This is a genomic window from Duganella caerulea (assembly GCF_040362985.1).
Classification (GTDB): domain Bacteria; phylum Pseudomonadota; class Gammaproteobacteria; order Burkholderiales; family Burkholderiaceae_D; genus Rugamonas; species Rugamonas vulcania.
This window is the reverse complement of record NZ_BPWJ01000009.1, coordinates 79,245-97,248: the sequence shown is the minus strand read 5'-3', so window position 1 is coordinate 97,248 and position 18,004 is coordinate 79,245. Positions and strand designations below refer to the sequence as shown.

The window sequence follows — 18,004 nt, the reverse complement described above, 5'->3', positions numbered from 1 at the left end:
TCTTATTGACAAGGAATTCATGAAACCACGTCTTAGCGCCCTCTTCCTCGCCCTGATGCTGGGCGGCCTCTCCCTCCAAGCCAGCGCAGCCGCCCCTGGCGCCGAGCCGAAATACAGCTTGCGCGAACACTACACCAAGTACGAATTCCGCATCCCGATGCGCGACGGCGTGCGCCTGTTCACCGCGGTCTACGTGCCCAAGGACGCCGGCAAAAGCTATCCGTTCCTGATCCAGCGCACGCCGTACAGCGCGGGTGTGCAATCCGGCGGCGAACTGCACTATGGCGTGGACTTCTATCCGGAGCACATCGGCCCGTCCCAGGAGTTCGAGGACAGCGGCTACATCTTCGTCAAGCAGGACGTGCGCGGCCGCTACATGTCCGAAGGCAAATGGATCGAAATGACGCCGCACGTCAATCCTGCGCGCGCCAAAGGCCAGGGCAACGAGAGCGAAGACATGCACGACACCGTCGAGTGGCTGCTGAAAAACGTCGCCAACAACAACGGCAAGGTCGGCATCCTGGGCACCTCGTATCCCGGTTTCTACACCTCGGCCAGCATCATCGATTCGCATCCGGCGATCAAGGCGGCCTCGCCGCAGGCGCCGGTGACCGACCTGTTCATGAACGACGACTCCTACCATGGCGGCGCCTTCATGCTGGCGGCCAACTTCGATTTTTACTCGGCCTTCGTGGAAGCGGAAAATCCGACGCCGCTGCCGAAGACCTGGGACCATTTCGACTACGGCACGGCCGACGGCTATGAATTTTTCCTCTCGCACCTGACGCTGTCCAACATCACCGGCACGATGACGCCCAAGCAGCGCGCGCTGCTGCTGCCGACCATCGAACACTCGACCTACGACACCTTCTGGAAAAGCCGCAACATCGCGCCGCACCTGAAGAACATCAAGGCCGCCGTGCTGACCGTGGGCGGCTGGTACGACGCCGAGGACCTGCAGGGGCCGCTGACCACCTACAGCACGATCAAGCGCAACAACCCCGGCATCTACAACGGCTTGGTGATGGGTCCGTGGTCGCACGGCGCCTGGGGCCGCGCCGACGGCAAAAGCCTCGGTTACATCAAGTTCGACGCCAAGACCGGTGAGCAGTTCCGGAAAACCATGCTCTATCCCTTCTTCGAACAGCACCTGAAAGGCGTGCCGAACAAAAACGTGTCGGAAGTCTATGCGTTCGAGACCGGCAGCAATGTCTGGCGCAACTATGCCGCCTGGCCGCCAAAGCAGGCGCAGCCACGAACGCTGTTCCTCGGCCCGAACGGCACGCTGGGCTGGAAGCAGCCGGCGGCAGGCGAGGCCTACGACGAATACGTGGCCGATCCGCGCAAGCCGGTGCCGTTCACGGCCTACCCGGCGCAGGGCGCGCCGAAGGAATACATGGTCGGCGACCAGCGCTTCGCCTCGTCGCGGCCGGACGTGTTGACCTACCGCAGCGAGGTGCTGGAAGAGGATGTCACGCTGGCCGGGCCGGTCAAGCCCAGGCTGTTCGTGTCCACCACCGGCACCGATGCCGACTGGGTGGTCAAGCTGATCGACGTCTATCCGCCCGCCTATCCCGGCGCGGGCGAGGACGAGGAGCGCGGCCCCGACGTGCCGAAGCCGACCCTGACCATGGCCGGCTACCAGCAGCTGGTGCGCGGCGATCCGCTGCGCGGCAAGTTCCGCAACAGCTTCGAAAAACCGGAACCGTTCACGCCGGGCAAGGTGGAGGCGGTCAACTACGCCATGAGCGATATCAACCATACCTTCCGGCGCGGCCACCGCATCATGGTGCAGATCCAGAGCTCGTGGTTCCCGCTGGTGGACTTGAATCCGCAGACGTTCGTGGACATTCCGAAAGCCAAGCCGGAGGACTTCCAGAAGGCCACGCAACGGGTATATCACGCGCCGTCGATGTACTCCGGAATTGATGTGCAAGTGCTGCCCGGCTTGCATTAATCCTTGCTTTGGGGGCATAATTTAGTTGATAACGATTCTCATCTAGCCAGCGAAAGTGTCTTTCCGACGAAGTAGCCAGCCACACACTACTTCAAGGACATCATGGCACTGAACAAAAAACCGCTGGCATTGATGCTGGCCAGCCTCACCCTTTCCAACGCCGCGCTGGCTGACTCCGGCGCGGCGCCGGAGCAGACAATGAGCACCGTCACGGTCACCGGCGCGGCCGAAACCGGCTACCGCCCCACCGCCGCCAGCACCGCCACCAAGATCGAGGCCCCGCTGCGCGACATACCGCAAACCGTCAACGTTGTGCCGCTGGAATTGCTGCACGACCAGGGCGCGAATTCGCTTCAGGATGTGCTGAAGACCGTGCCGGGCATCGGCCTGTCGACCGGCGACGGCCAGCGCGACCAGGTGACGATACGCGGCTTTAGCGCCATCAGCGACCAATTTGTCGACGGGATGCGCGATGATGCGCTGTATTTCCGCGACTTGTCGAATATCGAGCAGGTCGAGGTGGTCAAGGGGCCCGCTTCCGTGCTGTACGGCCGCGGTTCGTCCGGCGGCATGATTAATCGCATCACCAAGAAGCCGGGCATGGACCGCAGCGAAGTGAGCGCGCAGGCCGGCAGCTGGGGCCAGAAGCGCGGCGAATTCGACCTGGCGCGCAATCTGGGCGAACGCGGCGTCGCCTTCCGCGTCACCGGGGCGGTCGAGGATTCCGACAGCTACCGCAACCAGCAATTCCTGAAGCGCGAGGCGCTGGCGCCGTCGCTGCAATTCAAGCTCAGCCCGGATACGCTGTTGCTGTTGCAGGCCGAGTACCTGCACGACAAGCGCCTGACCGACTTCGGCATCCCGTCTTACCAGGGCCGGGCTGTGGACGTGGCTCCGGGCACCTACTACGGCGCCGCCAATGCCAAGGACTTCGACTACAGCGAATCGCGGGTGCATGCCTTCGGCTTCACGCTGGATCACCGCATCAACCAGCAGTTTTCGATCCGCAACGCCTTCCGCCGCTACGATTACTCGCTGGACCGCAACAATACGCTGATCGGGTCGGTCAACGAAACAGCCAAAACGGCTACTCTCACGCGCGGCAACGTGGCGCGCGATGAAGATGGCTACACCAACCAGACCGAGCTGACACAACGCGCCGAATTGGCCGGCATGCAGCATCAGGTGCTGTACGGCGTGGAGTTCGGCAAGCAGAACAAGGACCAGCTGGTACGCTCCCAAGCCAATGTCGCGACCGTGTCATTGTTCAATCCAGTCGCGCCGGTTGTGCCATTTACCGCCGGTGGCGCGCCTACGGCGAACAATCTGGGGATTTTCAAGGTCAGCAGCGCCTACGTGCAGGATCTGGTGACGATGTCGCCGCAATGGAAGGCCTTGGCCGGCGTCCGCTACGATAAATTTGAGCAGGAAACGGTCGAACGCCGCGTTGGCGTGGCCAGCGTGGCCCGCACCGACCGCAACTGGAGCCCGCGCGCCGGCCTGGTGTACCAGCCGGATACAGTCCAGTCCTACTACGCTTCGTTCAGCCGTTCGTTCCAACCGTCGGGAGAAGGCTTCGCTTTGGCGGTCAACAATGCCGATATCGCGCCGGAAATCACCAAAAACAAGGAAATCGGCGCCAAGTATGACCTGTTTGACGGCCGCGCCTCGGCGGGCGTCTCGTTGTTCCAGTTGACGCGCACCAATATGAAATCGTCCGATCCAGTCACCAACAAGCTGATTCCGCTCGGCACCCAGCGCACCAGCGGCTTGGAACTGACCTTCAGCGGCGATCTGGGCGCAGGATGGCAGGCCTGGTCGGGCTATTCCTATCTGGACGCGTCCATGCTGGCATCGATCGCCAAGGACGACGGTCAGCCGGTGCAAGGCAAACGGCCGACGCTGACGCCCAAGCATAGCGCCAATCTGTGGGTCAGCAAGGCGCTGGCCGGCCACTTTGGCGTCGGCGGCGGCCTGAACTATGTAGGCAACCGCTTTGCCAATCCGGGCAATACCGTGGTCCTGCCGGGCTTTGTGACGGCGGACGCGATGGCCTATTATCGCGACCGTGGCATCGACCTGACGCTGAACGTGATGAATCTGCTGGACAAGGCCTACATCGTGGCCGGCCACGGCAGCAGCAAGAACCTGAACCTGCCCGGCGCTCCACGCTCGGTGCGCTTGACGGCGCGTTACCGGTTCTAAGCGGCCCGAACGTCCGGGTTGTTAACAAATTCTGTGGATAAGCTTGTTAACAAGCCGGACCGGGCGACGCTAAGCTGCTGTTTCGAAAGCAAAATAATCCATTGCGCAATTTTGTCGCAGCTGTAACTTATCCACCGCGACGCCGCTCGATCAGCTCGAATATTCCCATTCCAGCCAGCATCGCCAGAACAAAGACTATCGCCTTCGGCAAGCCCATGCCCAGCCCGACAAGAGCAGGGCCGGGGCAGAAACCGGCTATTCCCCAACCCGCGCCAAATAATATCGAGCCGATTACCAGACGGCGGTCGATGTGGGTGGCGGATGGCAGCTTTATTTCAGCGCCCAACAAAGTGGTCTTGCGGCGGCCGATATAGGAGAAAGCAAAGAATCCTACCGCAATCGCGCCACACATGACGAATATCAGGGAAGGATCCCATTTTCCCGCCAAATCCAGAAAACCCAGCACTTTGGCCGGGTTGGCCATTCCAGAAACAATAAGGCCCAGGCCGAACAGCAGGCCGCAAAGAAAAGAGATAATCATAATACATGCCTGATCAAGTAGACGCTGACAAAACCCGTCGCCATGAATATCGCGGTCGCCGCTATCGAACGTGGGGACAGCCGGGATATTCCGCAGACACCGTGCCCGCTGGTACAGCCGGATCCGTAACGCGTGCCGATACCAACCAATAAACCGGCCCCGATTAATACACCATAATCCGCATCGATTCGGGTTTCAGGCCATGCGTGGAATATGCCATATACCAGCGGCGCCAATATCAGGCCGAGAACAAAAGTAATGCGCCATAGTATATCGCCGTGCACTGGGCGTAGCAGGCCACCGATAATTCCGCTAATGCCGGCTATGCGTCCATTCAACAAAATCAGCAGCGCCGCCGCAGCGCCAATCAGGACGCCGCCCAGCAGCGCGGACCAGGGTGTGAAGCTCAGACTATCGATGACCATTCGAGACTCCTATGGGTGCGCGCCAGAAAGCGGCGCGAACAAGCTAATTATTAGCATAATTCTACTCACCCAGCAGAGCGAGGGACTCCAACCATGCCGCTTTCCACGGCCGCAGGTCCGGCTGGGTGGCGAATGCTTTTTTCAGATGAGACATGGGAACGCGATACACGTCGTTCAATCCCAGCGCCAATGTGACTGGATTCCACAGATGAGTATTTTTCCCGGCACGGGAATTCTTCCTGACTCTGGCGCCATCGTCGCCGAATATGCCGATGCCGCTGGCCAACGATTTCTCCAAGTCCAGTTTCGCCATGCCGCCGAATATACGGAGCACCTCGTCCTTTGTTATTCCTTTCAGAATCTCTTTAGGCGGCGGAGCGACCGGATCTACTTTCGGATGCAATATACTTTCCAGCAGATTGGCTATATCTCGCTGAAAGAAACGCAGCGCGTCCAAAGGCATGGTGATGCCCGGCGGTTTGAGTTTAAAAGATATTCGATCCGAATCGCGCGTCATGCGGATTAATACATCGCCGGCGCCGGCGGCCAGGCGCTTGGTATCTTCGATATAAAATATCGGTGCGGGATACCGGGTAATGCCCTCGGCAAATAACCCGGCATATTCCTCGGAATAATCCAGCCACACATGAGGTGTTATACCTGCTTCCACTAAACGCGCCAGGTCCCAGGCGTTGCCGGTCTGCGCACTTAGCCATGCACAAGTCTCTTCAGTAGTGGCATTATTGGGAATTGTGCCGGATGTCATTTTCTTCTCTCAAAATATACGGATGCCGCAGTGTACCAATAATACGCGCGGATCAGGCTCCCCCCGGCGATCCCTTTTATTTCTTGAAAATGGTCGCGGAGTCCTTGCCGGTGGAGCGGCACTGCGCCGGGAGTTTCTTCTTCATCAGCGCGTCTTCGAACGAGACCCAGACATGATTGGACTTGTCGGACGTCGGCATGGTGAACACCACTTCGTCGTCTTTGTCATAGAAAATCGTGAACGCCGGGCCTTCCTTGCCATTGCTGTCCTGTCCACTGTAGACCTGCAACTCGACATGGCCACCGGCGTCTTCAAAACCGGCGATTGCACGCCCTGCGCGCTCGTAGTCGCATTTCGGGCCCGACTGGCTGTAATGGTAGTCAAACGACGGCACGCCGCGCTTGTCGATGCTCCATTTGCTTAGGATCAATGTACGCTTGACAGCCCCCTCGTTTTTCGCGAGGTTGATGGTGCCGGTAAAAGCCTGGGCGTAAGCCGAGGCGCATAAGACCATCAGGAACAGAAATTTCTTTTTCACGGCGTAACCTGCATTAAAAATGACGGCAGATATTACCAAGGAAAAAGATTGCATGCCGCACAATAAAAGCCGACGCATTCGGCTCGGCACTATTGGGGGTGATTTGGAGGGGAGAAGAATGGTCCGCCCGGAGGGAATCGAACCCCCATGATCGCTTTAGAAGAGCGAGGTCCTATCCGTTGAACGACAGGCGGTTTTCATGTAGTCAGTATTCTAACCACTAGCGGCAGCTTTGTACGACTTTGATCCATCGCACAAATGAAAAACGGGTCGTCTTTCGACAACCCGTTTTAAAGTTTTTGGTCGGAGTACAAGGATTCGAACCTTGGACCCCCTGGTCCCAAACCAGGTGCGCTACCGGGCTGCGCCACACTCCGAAGACAGTATTCTAACGCTTGCCACCCTCTACGTCAATGCAAGGCCAGCTAATTATTTCACTGCTGAAATCTTACGCAGCCAGCTGGACTTCCACTTTGTCGGCGATACGGCGCGCCATCGACTCCGCATCGCTGGCGTTACGTGCTTCGACCATCACGCGGATCAGAGGTTCCGTGCCGGAGGCGCGGATCAGCACGCGGCCGCTGTCGCCCAGCTCGCGCTCGACCAGTTCCTTTTCCGCGACCATGGCCGCGTTCTTGGTCCAGTCGAAGCCCGGCGAGACGCGCACGTTGACCAGCGTCTGCGGGAAGATCACCAGCTCGCCGGCGCACTGCTCCAGCGATTTGCCGGCGCGCTTGAGCGCCGACAGCACTTGCAGCGCCGAGATGATGCCGTCGCCGGTGGTGTGCTTGTCCAGGCACAGCAGGTGGCCCGAGCCCTCGCCGCCCAGCAGCCAGCCCTTGTCCTTCATCACTTCCAGCACGTAGCGGTCGCCCACCTTGGCGCGGGCGAAGCCGATGCCCTTCTCTTTCAGCGCCACCTCGACCGCCATATTGGTCATCAAGGTACCGACCGCGCCAGCCACCGGGCCGGTCGCCAGGCGATCCATGACCATCAGGTACAGCAGCTCGTCGCCGTTGTACAGGCGGCCATTGGCGTCGCACATGATCAGGCGGTCGGCGTCGCCGTCCAGCGCGATGCCGAGGTCGGCGCCGTGGGCGCGCACGGCGGCGGCCATGGCTTCCGGCGCGGTGGCGCCGTGGCCCAGGTTGATGTTGAAGCCGTCCGGCTTGTTGCCGATGGCTACCACCTCGGCGCCCAGCTCATGGAACACGTGCGGGGCGATGTTGTAGGCGGCGCCGTGCGCGCAATCGACCACCAGCTTCAAGCCGCGCAGGTCCAGCTCGTTCGGGAAGGTGCTCTTGCAGAACTCGATATAGCGGCCGTGGGCGTCGTCCAGGCGCTTGGCGCGGCCCAGTTTTTCCGACGACACACAATCCATCGGCATGTCCAGCGCGGCTTCGATTTCCAGCTCGACCGCGTCCGGCAGCTTGGTGCCCTGGTCGGAGAAGAATTTGATGCCATTGTCCTGGAACGGGTTGTGCGATGCTGAAATCACCACGCCGGCCGACAGGCGGAGCGCGCGCGTCAGGTAGGCGATGGCCGGGGTCGGCATCGGGCCGGCCAGCATGACGTCGACGCCGGCGGCCGAGAAGCCCGCCTCCAGCGCCGCCTCCAGCATGTAGCCGGAGATGCGGGTGTCCTTGCCGATCAGCACGGTCGGGCGCACCGCGCCGCCGCGGGCGCCGGCCAGTACCTTGCCGGCCGCGTAGCCAAGGCGCATGACGAAGTCCGGCGTGATCGGCGCCACGCCCACCAGGCCACGGATGCCATCGGTTCCAAAATATTTACGTGACATTGTGTGTTCTCTTTATCGTTGTAGGTTAGTACCTGCCTGCCATACTTTAAGCGCATCCACCGTTTCCGCCACGTCGTGCACGCGGACGATCAGTGCGCCCTGCGCCACCGCCGCCAGCGCGCCGCCGACGCTGCCGGCCATGCGTTGCTCGACCGGCTTGCCAGTCACCGCGCCGACCATCGATTTACGCGACAGGCCGGCCAGCAGCGGCACGTCCAGTTCCGCGATCAGCTGCGCGGTGGCTTTCAATAAGGCGTAATTATGCTCCACAGTCTTACCAAAGCCAAAACCCGGATCGATGCATAGTCGACGCGGATCAATACCTGCCTCCGTCAGCGCTTCGATGCGCTCGCGCAGGAAGGCGGTAACTTCGGCCACCACGTCGGTGTAGCTGGGCGCCAGTTGCATGTGCAAGGGGTCGCTTTGCATGTGCATGATGCAGAGGCCGCAATCGCTATCGCGCACCGCGGCGATCGCGCCGGGCGCGCGGAAGCCGTTGATATCGTTGATCATGTCGACTCCGGCAATGATGGCTTCGCGCATCACCTCTGGCTTGTAGGTATCGACCGAGATCGCCGGGCCAATGTCGCGCAGCGCGTACAGCACCGGCATCACGCGCTGCAACTCCTGCTCCAGCGGCAGCGGCGGCGCGCCAGGACGGCTGGACTCGCCACCGACGTCGATGATGTCGACCCCGTCCAGTATCATCTGCTCGGCATGGGAGATGGCGAACTCCAGCGACTGGTGCTGGCCGCCGTCGGAGAAGGAATCGGGGGTGACGTTGAGGATGCCCATCACGCGGGCGCGGGCACGCTCGCCCCGCCACGGGAAATTGAAACGGCCGAACTGTAAAGTGGATCGCATGTGAAACCGGAAGAAAAATAAAAAAAGGGCGAGGATCGCTCCCCACCCTCCATCGCAGAGCTCAGCCTTTATCAGGCTGGTGCCGTCACGCTAGGCGATACGCCCGGGCCACCGTCGCTGGGCGGATGCTTGCGGATCGTCACGCCGGCTTTCGGTGCGCGCGGCTCCAGGCCGGACATGATGTCGTTGATCTGGTCGGCATCGATGGTTTCCCATTCCAGCAGCGCCTTGGTCATCACTTCGACCTTGTCGCGGTTCTCTTCCAGCAGCTTGCGCGCCAGCTTGTATTGCGTGTCGAGAATGCTGCGGATCTCGGCGTCGACCATTTGCTGGGTCGCTTCGGAAATCGTCTTCGAGGCGCCGCCGAAGAAGCCGTCGTTCTGGCTGTCTTCGTAGACCATCACGCCCATGCTGTCGGACATGCCGAAGCGGGTCACCATCGAGCGGGCCAGCTTGGTGGCGCGCGAGAAGTCGTTCGAGGCGCCGGTCGACATTTGGCCGACGAAGATTTCCTCGGCGATGCGGCCGCCGAACAGGATGGAAATCTCTTCCAGCATCTTGTCCTTGTAGCCCGAGATGTTGTCGTGCTCAGGCAGCTGCCAGGTCAGGCCCAAGGCCCAGCCGCGCGGCATGATGGTCACTTTGTGGACCGGATCGGCCTTCGGCAGCAGCTTGGCGACCACGGCGTGGCCGGATTCGTGGTACGCGGTGTTGCGGCGCTCTTCCTCGCGGATGATCATCGACTTGCGTTCCGGACCCATGAAGATCTTGTCCTTGGCATCTTCGAAGTCAATCATGTCGACCAGGCGCTTGCTGCGGCGCGCGGCGAACAGGGCTGCCTCGTTGACCAGGTTGGCCAGGTCGGCGCCCGAGAAGCCAGGCGTGCCGCGGGCCAGGATGTCGGCCTTGACGTCGGTACCGATAGGCACTTTGCGCATGTGGACATTCAGGATCTGTTCGCGGCCGCGGATGTCCGGCAGGCCGACCGATACTTGACGGTCGAAACGGCCCGGACGCAGCAGCGCCTTGTCCAGCACGTCGGCACGGTTGGTGGCGGCCACCACGATCACGCCGGACGATGCTTCGAAGCCGTCCATTTCCACCAGCAGCTGGTTCAGCGTCTGTTCGCGCTCGTCGTTACCGCCGCCCATGCCGGCGCCGCGATGGCGGCCGACCGCGTCGATCTCGTCGATGAAGATGATGCAAGGCGAATGCTTCTTGGCGTTCTCGAACATGTCGCGCACGCGGCTGGCGCCGACGCCGACGAACATCTCGACGAAGTCCGAACCGGAGATCGAGAAGAACGGCACCTTGGCTTCGCCGGCGATGGCGCGCGCCAGCAGGGTTTTACCCGTGCCCGGAGGACCGACCATCAGCACGCCGCGTGGAATGCGGCCGCCCAGTTTCTGGAACTTGCTTGGATCCTTGAGGAAGTCGACGATCTCGTTGACTTCTTCCTTCGCTTCGTCGCAACCGGCGACGTCGGCGAAGGTGACGGTGTTATTGGTTTCGTCCATCATGCGCGCCTTCGACTTACCGAAGGAAAACGCCCCGCCCTTGCCGCCGCCCTGCATCTGACGCATGAAGAAGATCCACACGCCGATCAGCAACAGCATCGGGAACCAGGAAACGAACACTTGCTGCAGGAACGATGGCTCTTCAGGCGGACGCACGTCGAAGTGCACGCCGTTGTCGCGCAGGTCGCCGACCAGGCCGCGATCGAGGCCGGTGGCGGTGGCGCGTACCTTGGTGTCGTCGCTACGGGTGGCCGTGATGTTGGCGCCTTCAATCACCACATCCTTGATGCGCTTGGCCTTGACCTCATCCAGCAAATCGGAATAAGCGATGGGTTTGGCGCCGGCGGTGACGCCGTGGCTGTCAAACTGCTTGTACAGCATCAGCAGCAGCAAGACCACTACCACCCAGATGGCTGATTTGGAAAACATGTTATTCACGAAAACTCCTTGGATGCAGGGCGCATCTTTTAACCGATAGCTAGAAACCCGATTTTACTCGCAATAAGCAGGCGGTGCCAGAAGCCCGCCTGCGCGTGCGGCCAAAATTCCAGCCGTAAAACACATTATTTGACCAAAATACCGGTGCGATCAAGTCAAAACTGATACACACCGTGCCGATGTGCGGCCCATGCGTCAAATATCAAGGGCGAACCGGGGGGAAATCGTCCAATTCCAGCGGTTGCGACGAGCTCATGCCTTCGGTCGGATTTTTCAGGCCGCGCCCCAGCAGGAAAATCTCGGAGGATTTGTCGCGGCTGGCTTTCGGTTTTTTCTGAATCACGGTTTTGAATTCGCGGCGGAATTTAAGCACGATATCGTTAAAACCCATGTCTTTAAAACATTTCACCAGCAGCGCGCCGGTCGGTTTCAGGTGAGCCTGGGAAAATTCAATTGCCAAATCGATCAGATGTTCCATGCGCGCGGCGTCCGAATCCGGGATGCCGGACAGGTTGGGCGCCATGTCCGACAGCACCAGGTCGACTTTTTGACCTTTGACATGATCTTCCAACAACTGCAGCACCTCGGGCTCGCGGAAATCGCCCTGGATGAAGTGGAAGTCGGCGATCGGCTCCATCGGCAGCAGGTCCAGGCCGATCAGCGTGCCGTTGATGCCCCCGCCCTCCTTGCCGGCCAGCTTGCGGCGCGTGTACTGGCCCCAGCTGCCGGGGGTGCAGCCGAGGTCGACGATGACCTGTCCGGGCTTGATCAGGTGCTCGTCCTCATCGATCTCCTTGAGCTTGAAAGCGGCGCGGGCGCGGTAGCCCTCTTTTTGCGCTAATTTCACGTAAGGGTCGTTAATGTGGTCGTGCAACCAGTTTTTGTTTAATTTCTTCTTCTTCATTCGCGTAGAATACTGCCTTTAAGGGAACCACTAAAAATATATTATGCAAAAACTTACACCTGTTGAGCGCAGCGCTCTGCGCGCCGAAGCGCATGGTCTCAAGCCCATCGTCCTGATCGGCGAGGCTGGCCTGACAGCCAACGTCCTCAAGGAAATTTCGCTGGGACTGGACTCGCACGGCCTGATCAAGGTCCGCGTGTTCGGCGACGACCGCGAAGCCCGCGCCGAAATGTACGACACCATCTGCGAGAAGCTGGATGCGGCCCCGGTGCAGCACATCGGCAAGCTGCTGGTGCTGTACCGTCCTAAGGTTGAAACGGAAAAAGCCCGCTCGACCTCTGGCAAGGGCCTGCGCGAAGTCACCATCGTCAAGCCTAGCCCAAGCGGCACCAAGCGTCCGTCGGTGACCAAGGTACTGCTCAAGGGGAATGAACGCGTGACCCAAGGCGGCAATATCAAACGCGCCAAGCCACTGCAGAAGTCGACCAAGAAGAGCGCACTGGGCTCGAAATAAGCCAGCTGCATCGTCCTTTCCCGCCTGGGAAAGGACGAAACTGTTATTACCGTTATTACTGTATTACTGTTTCACCACCAGCCACGCGGCCAGCAAGCTCTGCACCAGGTAGATGCTGCTGGAAATGCCGTGCAATACGCCGAACTCGTTCTGAGCGGCGCCATCCATCACCCCGCCCGGCCCCGCCGCGGCACGCAAGGCGGCCATCATCGGTTGCAGGCCGAAGTGCGACACCAGCGTGCAAGCCAGCATGGTCGAAACGATCAGCAACAGCATGCGGCGCGTCTTGGCGGCCGAGTTGGCGGCCGAACCGGCAAAGATGCCGCCCGTCTCCGCGCCCTTGCTCACCCACAGCAGCACCAACATCACCAGCGCGCAGCCAATCGACAGCCAGGCCTGGTTCTTGAACAGGCTGGCGGCGATCGTGCCGGCCAGCACCCGGTCGCTCAGCGTGGCGAACAGCGTCGGCGCGGCCAGATAGCCGACTGCCCACAAACTGCCCGCCCACAGCGTCGCGACCAGCAAACGTGTACGCGCAAGCAGCATCAGATGTATCGCACTTCCAGGATTTCGTATTCGCGCGGGCCGGACGGCGCCTGCACTTCCACCACGTCGCCGGCCGACTTGCCGATCAGCGCGCGGGCGATCGGCGAGGTCACCGACACCTTGCTCAGTTTCAGGTCCGCTTCGTCCAGGCCGACGATCTGGTAGGTCACTTTCGCGCCCGATTCCAGGTCTTCCAGGTCCACGGTCGAGGCGAACACCACGCGGCCATCGGCGTCCAGCTGGGTTGGGTCGATGATCTGTGCTGCGCTCAGCTTACCTTCCAGTTCGGCGATGCGGCCTTCGACGAACGCCTGGCGCTCCTTGGCGGCATCGTACTCGGCGTTTTCCGACAGGTCGCCATGCGAACGCGCTTCAGCAATCGCGTCGATCACGATACGGCGTTCTTTGGTCTTCAACTGGTGCAGCTCTTCTTTCAGGAGCTCTGCGCCGAACTTGGTAAGTGGAACTGAAGTCATGTTTATATTTACTCTGTTGTTACAATGGAAAACCACAGAGGCCACGCCAACCTGCAGCGCGAGCTCTGTGGTTAAAAGGTACTGTTTTTCGTCACCGGGGCAACGAAAGAACCTTAGTGTAAGGTTTTATGCAGCCCTTGTAAATCGTACACTTGCAACTCGTCCAAATGACGGATGCCTTCGACCGCCGCTTCCGCGCCGGCGATGGTGGTGTACGTGGTCACGCGCGAGGCCAGCGACGAGGTGCGGATGGCACGCGAGTCGGTGATGGCGCTGCGCTTCTCTTCCACCGTGTTGATCACCAGGACGATCTCGTGGTTCTTGATCATGTCGACCACGTGCGGACGGCCTTCGACCACCTTGTTCACCGGCGTGACCGGGATGCCGGCCGCCGCGATGACGGCGGCGGTACCCTTGGTCGCCACCAGCGTGAAGCCGATGTCCACCAGGTCGCGCGCCACTTTCACGGCGCGTGGCTTGTCCGACGATTTCACCGACAGGAACACCTTGCCCGACTTCGGCAGCTTGATGCCGGCGCCCAGCTGCGACTTGACGAAGGCTTCGCCGAAGGTCTTGCCGACGCCCATGACTTCACCGGTCGATTTCATCTCAGGTCCGAGGATGGTGTCGACGCCCGGGAATTTCACGAACGGGAACACGGCCTCCTTGACGCTGAAGTAAGGCGGCACGACTTCGTGCGTGATGCCCTGCTGCGACAGGGTCTGGCCGACCATGCAGCGCGCGGCGATCTTCGCCAGTTGCAGGCCGGTGGCCTTGGACACGAACGGCACGGTGCGCGATGCGCGCGGGTTCACTTCCAGCACGTAGACCACGTCGTGCATGACGCCGTCGCGTTCCTGCTTCTGGATCGCGAACTGCACGTTCATCAGGCCGACCACGTTCAGGCCCTTGGCCATCAGCGCGGTCTGGCGCTTCAGTTCATCGATGGTTTCCTGCGCCAGCGAGTAAGGCGGCAGCGAGCAGGCCGAGTCGCCCGAGTGCACGCCGGCTTGTTCGATGTGTTCCATCACGCCGCCGATGAAGGTGGTTTCGCCGTCGGAGATGCAATCGACGTCGCACTCGATGGCGTCGTTCAGGAAGCGGTCCAGCAGCACCGGCGAATCGTGCGATACCTTGACCGCTTCGCGCATGTAGCGCTCCAGGTCGCGCTGCTCGTGGACGATTTCCATCGCGCGGCCGCCCAGCACGTAGGAAGGACGCACCACCAGCGGGTAGCCGATTTCCTGAGCCAGCGCCAGGGCGTCGGCTTCGGTGCGCGCGGTGCGGTTAGGCGGCTGGCGCAGGTTCAGCTTGTGCAGCAGCTGCTGGAAACGCTCGCGGTCTTCGGCGGCGTCGATCATGTCAGGCGAGGTGCCGACGATAGGCACGCCGTTCGCTTCCAGGTCCAGCGCCAGTTTCAACGGGGTCTGGCCGCCGTACTGCACGATCACGCCGACCGGCTTTTCCAGTTCGACGATTTCCAGCACGTCTTCCAGCGTCAGCGATTCGAAGTACAGGCGGTCCGACGTATCGTAGTCGGTCGACACGGTTTCGGGATTGCAGTTGACCATGATGGTCTCGTAGCCGTCTTCGCGCATCGCCAGCGCCGCGTGCACGCAGCAGTAGTCGAATTCGATACCCTGGCCGATACGGTTAGGACCACCGCCCAGCACCATGATCTTCTTCTTGTCGGTCGGATTGGACTCGCACTCTTCATCGTAGGTCGAGTACATGTAGGCGGTGTTGGTCGAGAACTCCGCGGCGCAGGTGTCCACGCGCTTGTACACGGGACGGATGTTCAGCTCATGGCGCTTGGCGCGCACGGTCTTGGCATCGGTCTGCAGCAGGAAGGCCAGGCGGCGGTCCGAGAAGCCTTTTTGCTTCAGCTTGTACAGCGTGTTGCGGTCGATCTGCTCCAGCTTCTGCGTGTCCATCCACAGTTCCAGGTCCACGATCTCTTTAATCTGGATCAGGAACCATGGGTCGATCTTGGTCAGCTGGTGCACTTCCTCCAGCGTGAAGCCTTGCGCGAACGCGTCGCCCACATACCAGATGCGCTCAGGACCTGGCTCGCCCAGTTCCTCTTCGATCTTCTCGCGGTCCTTGGTTTTTTCGTTCAGGCCATCGACGCCCACTTCCAGGCCGCGCAGCGCTTTCTGGAACGATTCCTGGAAGGTGCGGCCGATCGCCATCACTTCGCCGACCGATTTCATTTGCGTGGTCAGGTGGTGGTCGGCGGTCGGGAACTTCTCGAACGTGAAGCGTGGGATCTTGGTGACGACGTAGTCGATCGACGGTTCGAACGAGGCCGGGGTCGCGCCGCCGGTGATCTCGTTGCGCAGTTCGTCCAGCGTGAAGCCCACGGCCAGCTTGGCCGCGACCTTGGCGATCGGGAAGCCGGTGGCCTTCGACGCCAGTGCCGACGAACGCGATACGCGCGGATTCATTTCGATGACGATCATGCGGCCGTCGGCCGGGTTGATCGAGAACTGCACGTTGGAGCCGCCGGTGTCGACGCCGATTTCACGCAGCACCGCCAGCGAGGCGTTGCGCATGATCTGGTATTCCTTGTCGGTCAGCGTTTGCGCAGGAGCGACGGTGATCGAGTCGCCGGTGTGAACGCCCATCGGGTCCAGGTTTTCGATCGAGCAGATGATGATGCAGTTGTCCGCCTTGTCGCGCACGACTTCCATCTCGTACTCTTTCCAGCCGATCAGCGATTCTTCGATCAGCAGTTCGGAGGTCGGCGAAGCTTCCAGGCCGCGTTTGCAGATGGTCTCAAATTCTTCTTCGTTGTAGGCGATGCCGCCGCCGGTGCCGCCCATCGTGAACGAAGGACGGATGATGACCGGGAAGCCCAGCGTGCGCTGCACGGCCCACGATTCTTCCATGGTGTGCGAAACGCCCGACTTGGCCGAACCCAGGCCGATCTTGGTCATCGCGTCCTTGAACTTGGAGCGGTCCTCGGCCTTGTCGATGGCTTCCGGCGTGGCGCCGATCAGCTCAACCTTGTACTTGTCGAGCACACCGTGGCGATGCAGGTCCAGCGCGCAGTTCAGCGCGGTCTGGCCGCCCATGGTCGGCAGGATCGCGTCCGGCTTTTCCTTGGCGATGATCTTCTCGACGACCTGCCAGGTGATCGGCTCGACGTAGGTGACGTCGGCCATTTCCGGGTCGGTCATGATGGTCGCAGGATTGCTGTTGACCAGGATGACTTTGTAGCCTTCTTCGCGCAGGGCCTTGCAGGCCTGTGCGCCGGAATAATCGAACTCGCAAGCCTGGCCGATGATGATCGGGCCAGCGCCAATAATCAGAATACTTTTAATGTCTGTACGTTTAGGCATCTTATTTTTTCTCCGTTGCTTCCATCATGCCGATGAAGCGGTCAAACAGGTAAGCGACGTCAGTCGGGCCAGGCGATGCTTCAGGGTGGCCCTGGAAGCAGAAGGCCGGCGTGTCGGTGCGGGCGAAGCCCTGCAGCGAACCGTCGAACAGCGATTTGTGGGTTACGCGGCAGTTGGCCGGCAGGGTGTCCGGGTCCACAGCGAAGCCGTGGTTCTGGGAGGTGATCAGCACTTGTTTGCTGTCCAGGTCCTGCACCGGGTGGTTGGCGCCGTGGTGGCCGAACTTCATCTTCAGCGTTTTCGCGCCGGAGGCCAGGCCCATGATCTGGTGGCCGAGGCAGATGCCGAACAGGGGCAGCTTCTTCTCCATGAAGACCTTGGCGGCGGCGATCGCGTAGTCGCACGGCTCAGGGTCGCCTGGGCCGTTCGACAGGAACACGCCGTCCGGGTTCAGCGCCAGCACGTCGGCGGCGCTGGTTTGCGCCGGCACCACGGTGACTTTGCAGCCGCGCGCGGTCAGCATGCGCAGGATGTTGCGCTTGACGCCGAAGTCGTAGGCGACCACGTGGAATTTAGGGTCCGTCAGTTTGCCGTAGCCTTCGCCCAGCGTCCATTCGGTTTCGGTGTACTCGTACTGCGACTTGACGGTGACGACCTTGGCCAGGTCCATGCCGGTGATGCCTGGGAAGGAACGGGCCAGGTCCAGCGCTTGCGCTGCGGACGGCTCATTGCCTTGGGTGCCCACCAGGATGGCGCCGGATTGGGCGCCCTTCTCGCGCAGGATGCGGGTCAGCTTGCGGGTGTCGATACCGGCGATGGCGACGATGTTCTCGGCCTTCAGGTAATCGGACAGCGACTGGGTGGAGCGGAAATTGGAGGCCATCAGCGGCAGGTCACGGATGATTAAACCGGCTGCGTGGACTTTGGTGGATTCGACGTCTTCCGGATTGACACCGGTATTGCCGATATGCGGATACGTCAGGGTGACGATCTGGCGGCTATAGGAAGGATCGGTCAGGATTTCCTGATAACCGGTCATGGACGTATTAAAGACTACCTCGCCGGTTGTATGACCGGCGGCGCCGATCGAAAAACCTTTGAAAATAGTTCCGTCAGCGAGGGCCAGTATGGCTGGAACGGCAGGGCCAGAAAAAAATGGCGGCAAGGGCAA

General features: G+C 60.8%; 15 protein-coding genes and 2 tRNA genes. 3 read left to right on the top strand and 14 right to left on the bottom strand.

Annotation, left to right across the window (positions count from 1 at the left end; all coding sequences use genetic code 11):
* The first annotated feature begins 19 nt into the window (after window positions 1-19).
* Together ACUJB0_RS24565 and ACUJB0_RS24560 are read left to right on the top strand one after the other, a co-directional pair.
* Entirely contained in the window at window positions 20-1,957 is a 1,938-nt protein-coding gene (locus ACUJB0_RS24565; protein WP_444847513.1) for a CocE/NonD family hydrolase, read from the top strand.
* A 102-nt stretch (window positions 1,958-2,059) separates the two neighbouring features.
* Window positions 2,060-4,162, top strand: a complete 2,103-nt coding sequence (locus tag ACUJB0_RS24560; RefSeq protein ID WP_444847512.1) for a TonB-dependent receptor — start codon at window positions 2,060-2,062, stop codon at window positions 4,160-4,162.
* Between the two features lie 127 nt (window positions 4,163-4,289).
* Here the strand turns inward: ACUJB0_RS24560 and ACUJB0_RS24555 are convergent, their stop codons facing one another.
* The 10 genes from ACUJB0_RS24555 to ACUJB0_RS24510 form a co-directional block, all read right to left on the bottom strand.
* Window positions 4,290-4,703, bottom strand: a complete 414-nt coding sequence (locus ACUJB0_RS24555; protein WP_444847511.1) for a DUF6691 family protein — start codon at window positions 4,701-4,703, stop codon at window positions 4,290-4,292.
* Window positions 4,700-5,128: a YeeE/YedE family protein gene (locus tag ACUJB0_RS24550; protein WP_444847510.1), complete on the bottom strand. Its 429-nt coding sequence runs from the start codon at window positions 5,126-5,128 to the stop codon at window positions 4,700-4,702. The genes ACUJB0_RS24555 and ACUJB0_RS24550 overlap by 4 nt, the downstream gene beginning before the upstream one ends.
* Window positions 5,129-5,189: 61 nt before the next feature.
* Window positions 5,190-5,894, bottom strand: coding sequence for a hypothetical protein (locus ACUJB0_RS24545; protein ID WP_444847509.1), 705 nt, complete (start codon window positions 5,892-5,894; stop codon window positions 5,190-5,192).
* A gap of 76 nt (window positions 5,895-5,970) precedes the next feature.
* Window positions 5,971-6,432, bottom strand: a complete 462-nt coding sequence (locus ACUJB0_RS24540; RefSeq protein ID WP_444847508.1) for a hypothetical protein — start codon at window positions 6,430-6,432, stop codon at window positions 5,971-5,973.
* A 119-nt stretch (window positions 6,433-6,551) separates the two neighbouring features.
* A tRNA-Arg gene (locus tag ACUJB0_RS24535) sits at window positions 6,552-6,626 on the bottom strand.
* A 106-nt stretch (window positions 6,627-6,732) separates the two neighbouring features.
* Window positions 6,733-6,809: transfer RNA gene (locus ACUJB0_RS24530), tRNA-Pro, on the bottom strand.
* Window positions 6,810-6,880: 71 nt separating this feature from the next.
* Window positions 6,881-8,230, bottom strand: a complete 1,350-nt coding sequence (gene glmM, locus ACUJB0_RS24525) for a phosphoglucosamine mutase (RefSeq protein ID WP_444847507.1) — start codon at window positions 8,228-8,230, stop codon at window positions 6,881-6,883.
* A gap of 12 nt (window positions 8,231-8,242) precedes the next feature.
* Window positions 8,243-9,094 (bottom strand): dihydropteroate synthase, encoded by an 852-nt coding sequence (gene folP, locus ACUJB0_RS24520; RefSeq protein WP_444847506.1) that lies wholly within the window; start codon window positions 9,092-9,094, stop codon window positions 8,243-8,245.
* Window positions 9,095-9,165: 71 nt separating this feature from the next.
* On the bottom strand, window positions 9,166-11,049 hold the full coding sequence (gene ftsH, locus ACUJB0_RS24515) for an ATP-dependent zinc metalloprotease FtsH (RefSeq protein WP_444847505.1): 1,884 nt from the start codon (window positions 11,047-11,049) through the stop codon (window positions 9,166-9,168).
* A 202-nt stretch (window positions 11,050-11,251) separates the two neighbouring features.
* Window positions 11,252-11,953: an RlmE family RNA methyltransferase gene (locus tag ACUJB0_RS24510; protein ID WP_161082378.1), complete on the bottom strand. Its 702-nt coding sequence runs from the start codon at window positions 11,951-11,953 to the stop codon at window positions 11,252-11,254.
* A 43-nt stretch (window positions 11,954-11,996) separates the two neighbouring features.
* Here ACUJB0_RS24510 and ACUJB0_RS24505 point away from each other — a divergent pair, with 43 nt between their 5' ends.
* Window positions 11,997-12,467 carry a YhbY family RNA-binding protein gene (locus ACUJB0_RS24505; RefSeq protein WP_117009902.1) on the top strand — a complete coding sequence of 157 codons (471 nt, stop codon included), beginning with the start codon at window positions 11,997-11,999 and terminating at the stop codon, window positions 12,465-12,467.
* 63 nt (window positions 12,468-12,530) lie between these two features.
* Here ACUJB0_RS24505 and ACUJB0_RS24500 read toward each other — a convergent pair whose 3' ends face one another.
* The 4 genes from ACUJB0_RS24500 to carA form a co-directional block, all read right to left on the bottom strand.
* Window positions 12,531-13,013, bottom strand: a complete 483-nt coding sequence (locus ACUJB0_RS24500; RefSeq protein ID WP_117009901.1) for a DUF4149 domain-containing protein — start codon at window positions 13,011-13,013, stop codon at window positions 12,531-12,533.
* Window positions 13,013-13,489, bottom strand: a complete 477-nt coding sequence (greA, locus tag ACUJB0_RS24495) for a transcription elongation factor GreA (RefSeq protein ID WP_161082377.1) — start codon at window positions 13,487-13,489, stop codon at window positions 13,013-13,015. The genes ACUJB0_RS24500 and greA overlap by 1 nt, the downstream gene beginning before the upstream one ends.
* A 113-nt stretch (window positions 13,490-13,602) precedes the next feature.
* Window positions 13,603-16,833 carry a carbamoyl-phosphate synthase large subunit gene (carB, locus tag ACUJB0_RS24490; protein ID WP_444847504.1) on the bottom strand — a complete coding sequence of 1,077 codons (3,231 nt, stop codon included), beginning with the start codon at window positions 16,831-16,833 and terminating at the stop codon, window positions 13,603-13,605.
* Between the two features lies 1 nt (window position 16,834).
* Window positions 16,835-17,998, bottom strand: coding sequence for a glutamine-hydrolyzing carbamoyl-phosphate synthase small subunit (carA, locus tag ACUJB0_RS24485; RefSeq protein WP_444847503.1), 1,164 nt, complete (start codon window positions 17,996-17,998; stop codon window positions 16,835-16,837).
* Between the last annotated feature and the right edge of the window lie 6 nt (window positions 17,999-18,004).

Bases quoted from the DNA above. Each gene is read 5' to 3' on its own strand.
- folP (WP_444847506.1), bottom strand. From the start codon at position 9,094: ATGCGATCCACTTTACAGTTCGGCCGTTTCAATTTCCCGTGGCGGGGC.
- ACUJB0_RS24565 (WP_444847513.1), top strand. From the start codon at position 20: ATGAAACCACGTCTTAGCGCCCTCTTCCTCGCCCTGATGCTGGGCGGC.
- ACUJB0_RS24510 (WP_161082378.1), bottom strand. From the start codon at position 11,953: ATGAAGAAGAAGAAATTAAACAAAAACTGGTTGCACGACCACATTAAC.
- carB (WP_444847504.1), bottom strand. From the start codon at position 16,833: ATGCCTAAACGTACAGACATTAAAAGTATTCTGATTATTGGCGCTGGC.
- ACUJB0_RS24545 (WP_444847509.1), bottom strand. From the start codon at position 5,894: ATGACATCCGGCACAATTCCCAATAATGCCACTACTGAAGAGACTTGT.
- ACUJB0_RS24500 (WP_117009901.1), bottom strand. From the start codon at position 13,013: ATGCTGCTTGCGCGTACACGTTTGCTGGTCGCGACGCTGTGGGCGGGC.
- ACUJB0_RS24505 (WP_117009902.1), top strand. From the start codon at position 11,997: ATGCAAAAACTTACACCTGTTGAGCGCAGCGCTCTGCGCGCCGAAGCG.
- ACUJB0_RS24555 (WP_444847511.1), bottom strand. From the start codon at position 4,703: ATGATTATCTCTTTTCTTTGCGGCCTGCTGTTCGGCCTGGGCCTTATT.
- ACUJB0_RS24560 (WP_444847512.1), top strand. From the start codon at position 2,060: ATGGCACTGAACAAAAAACCGCTGGCATTGATGCTGGCCAGCCTCACC.
- ACUJB0_RS24550 (WP_444847510.1), bottom strand. From the start codon at position 5,128: ATGGTCATCGATAGTCTGAGCTTCACACCCTGGTCCGCGCTGCTGGGC.
- glmM (WP_444847507.1), bottom strand. From the start codon at position 8,230: ATGTCACGTAAATATTTTGGAACCGATGGCATCCGTGGCCTGGTGGGC.
- greA (WP_161082377.1), bottom strand. From the start codon at position 13,489: ATGACTTCAGTTCCACTTACCAAGTTCGGCGCAGAGCTCCTGAAAGAA.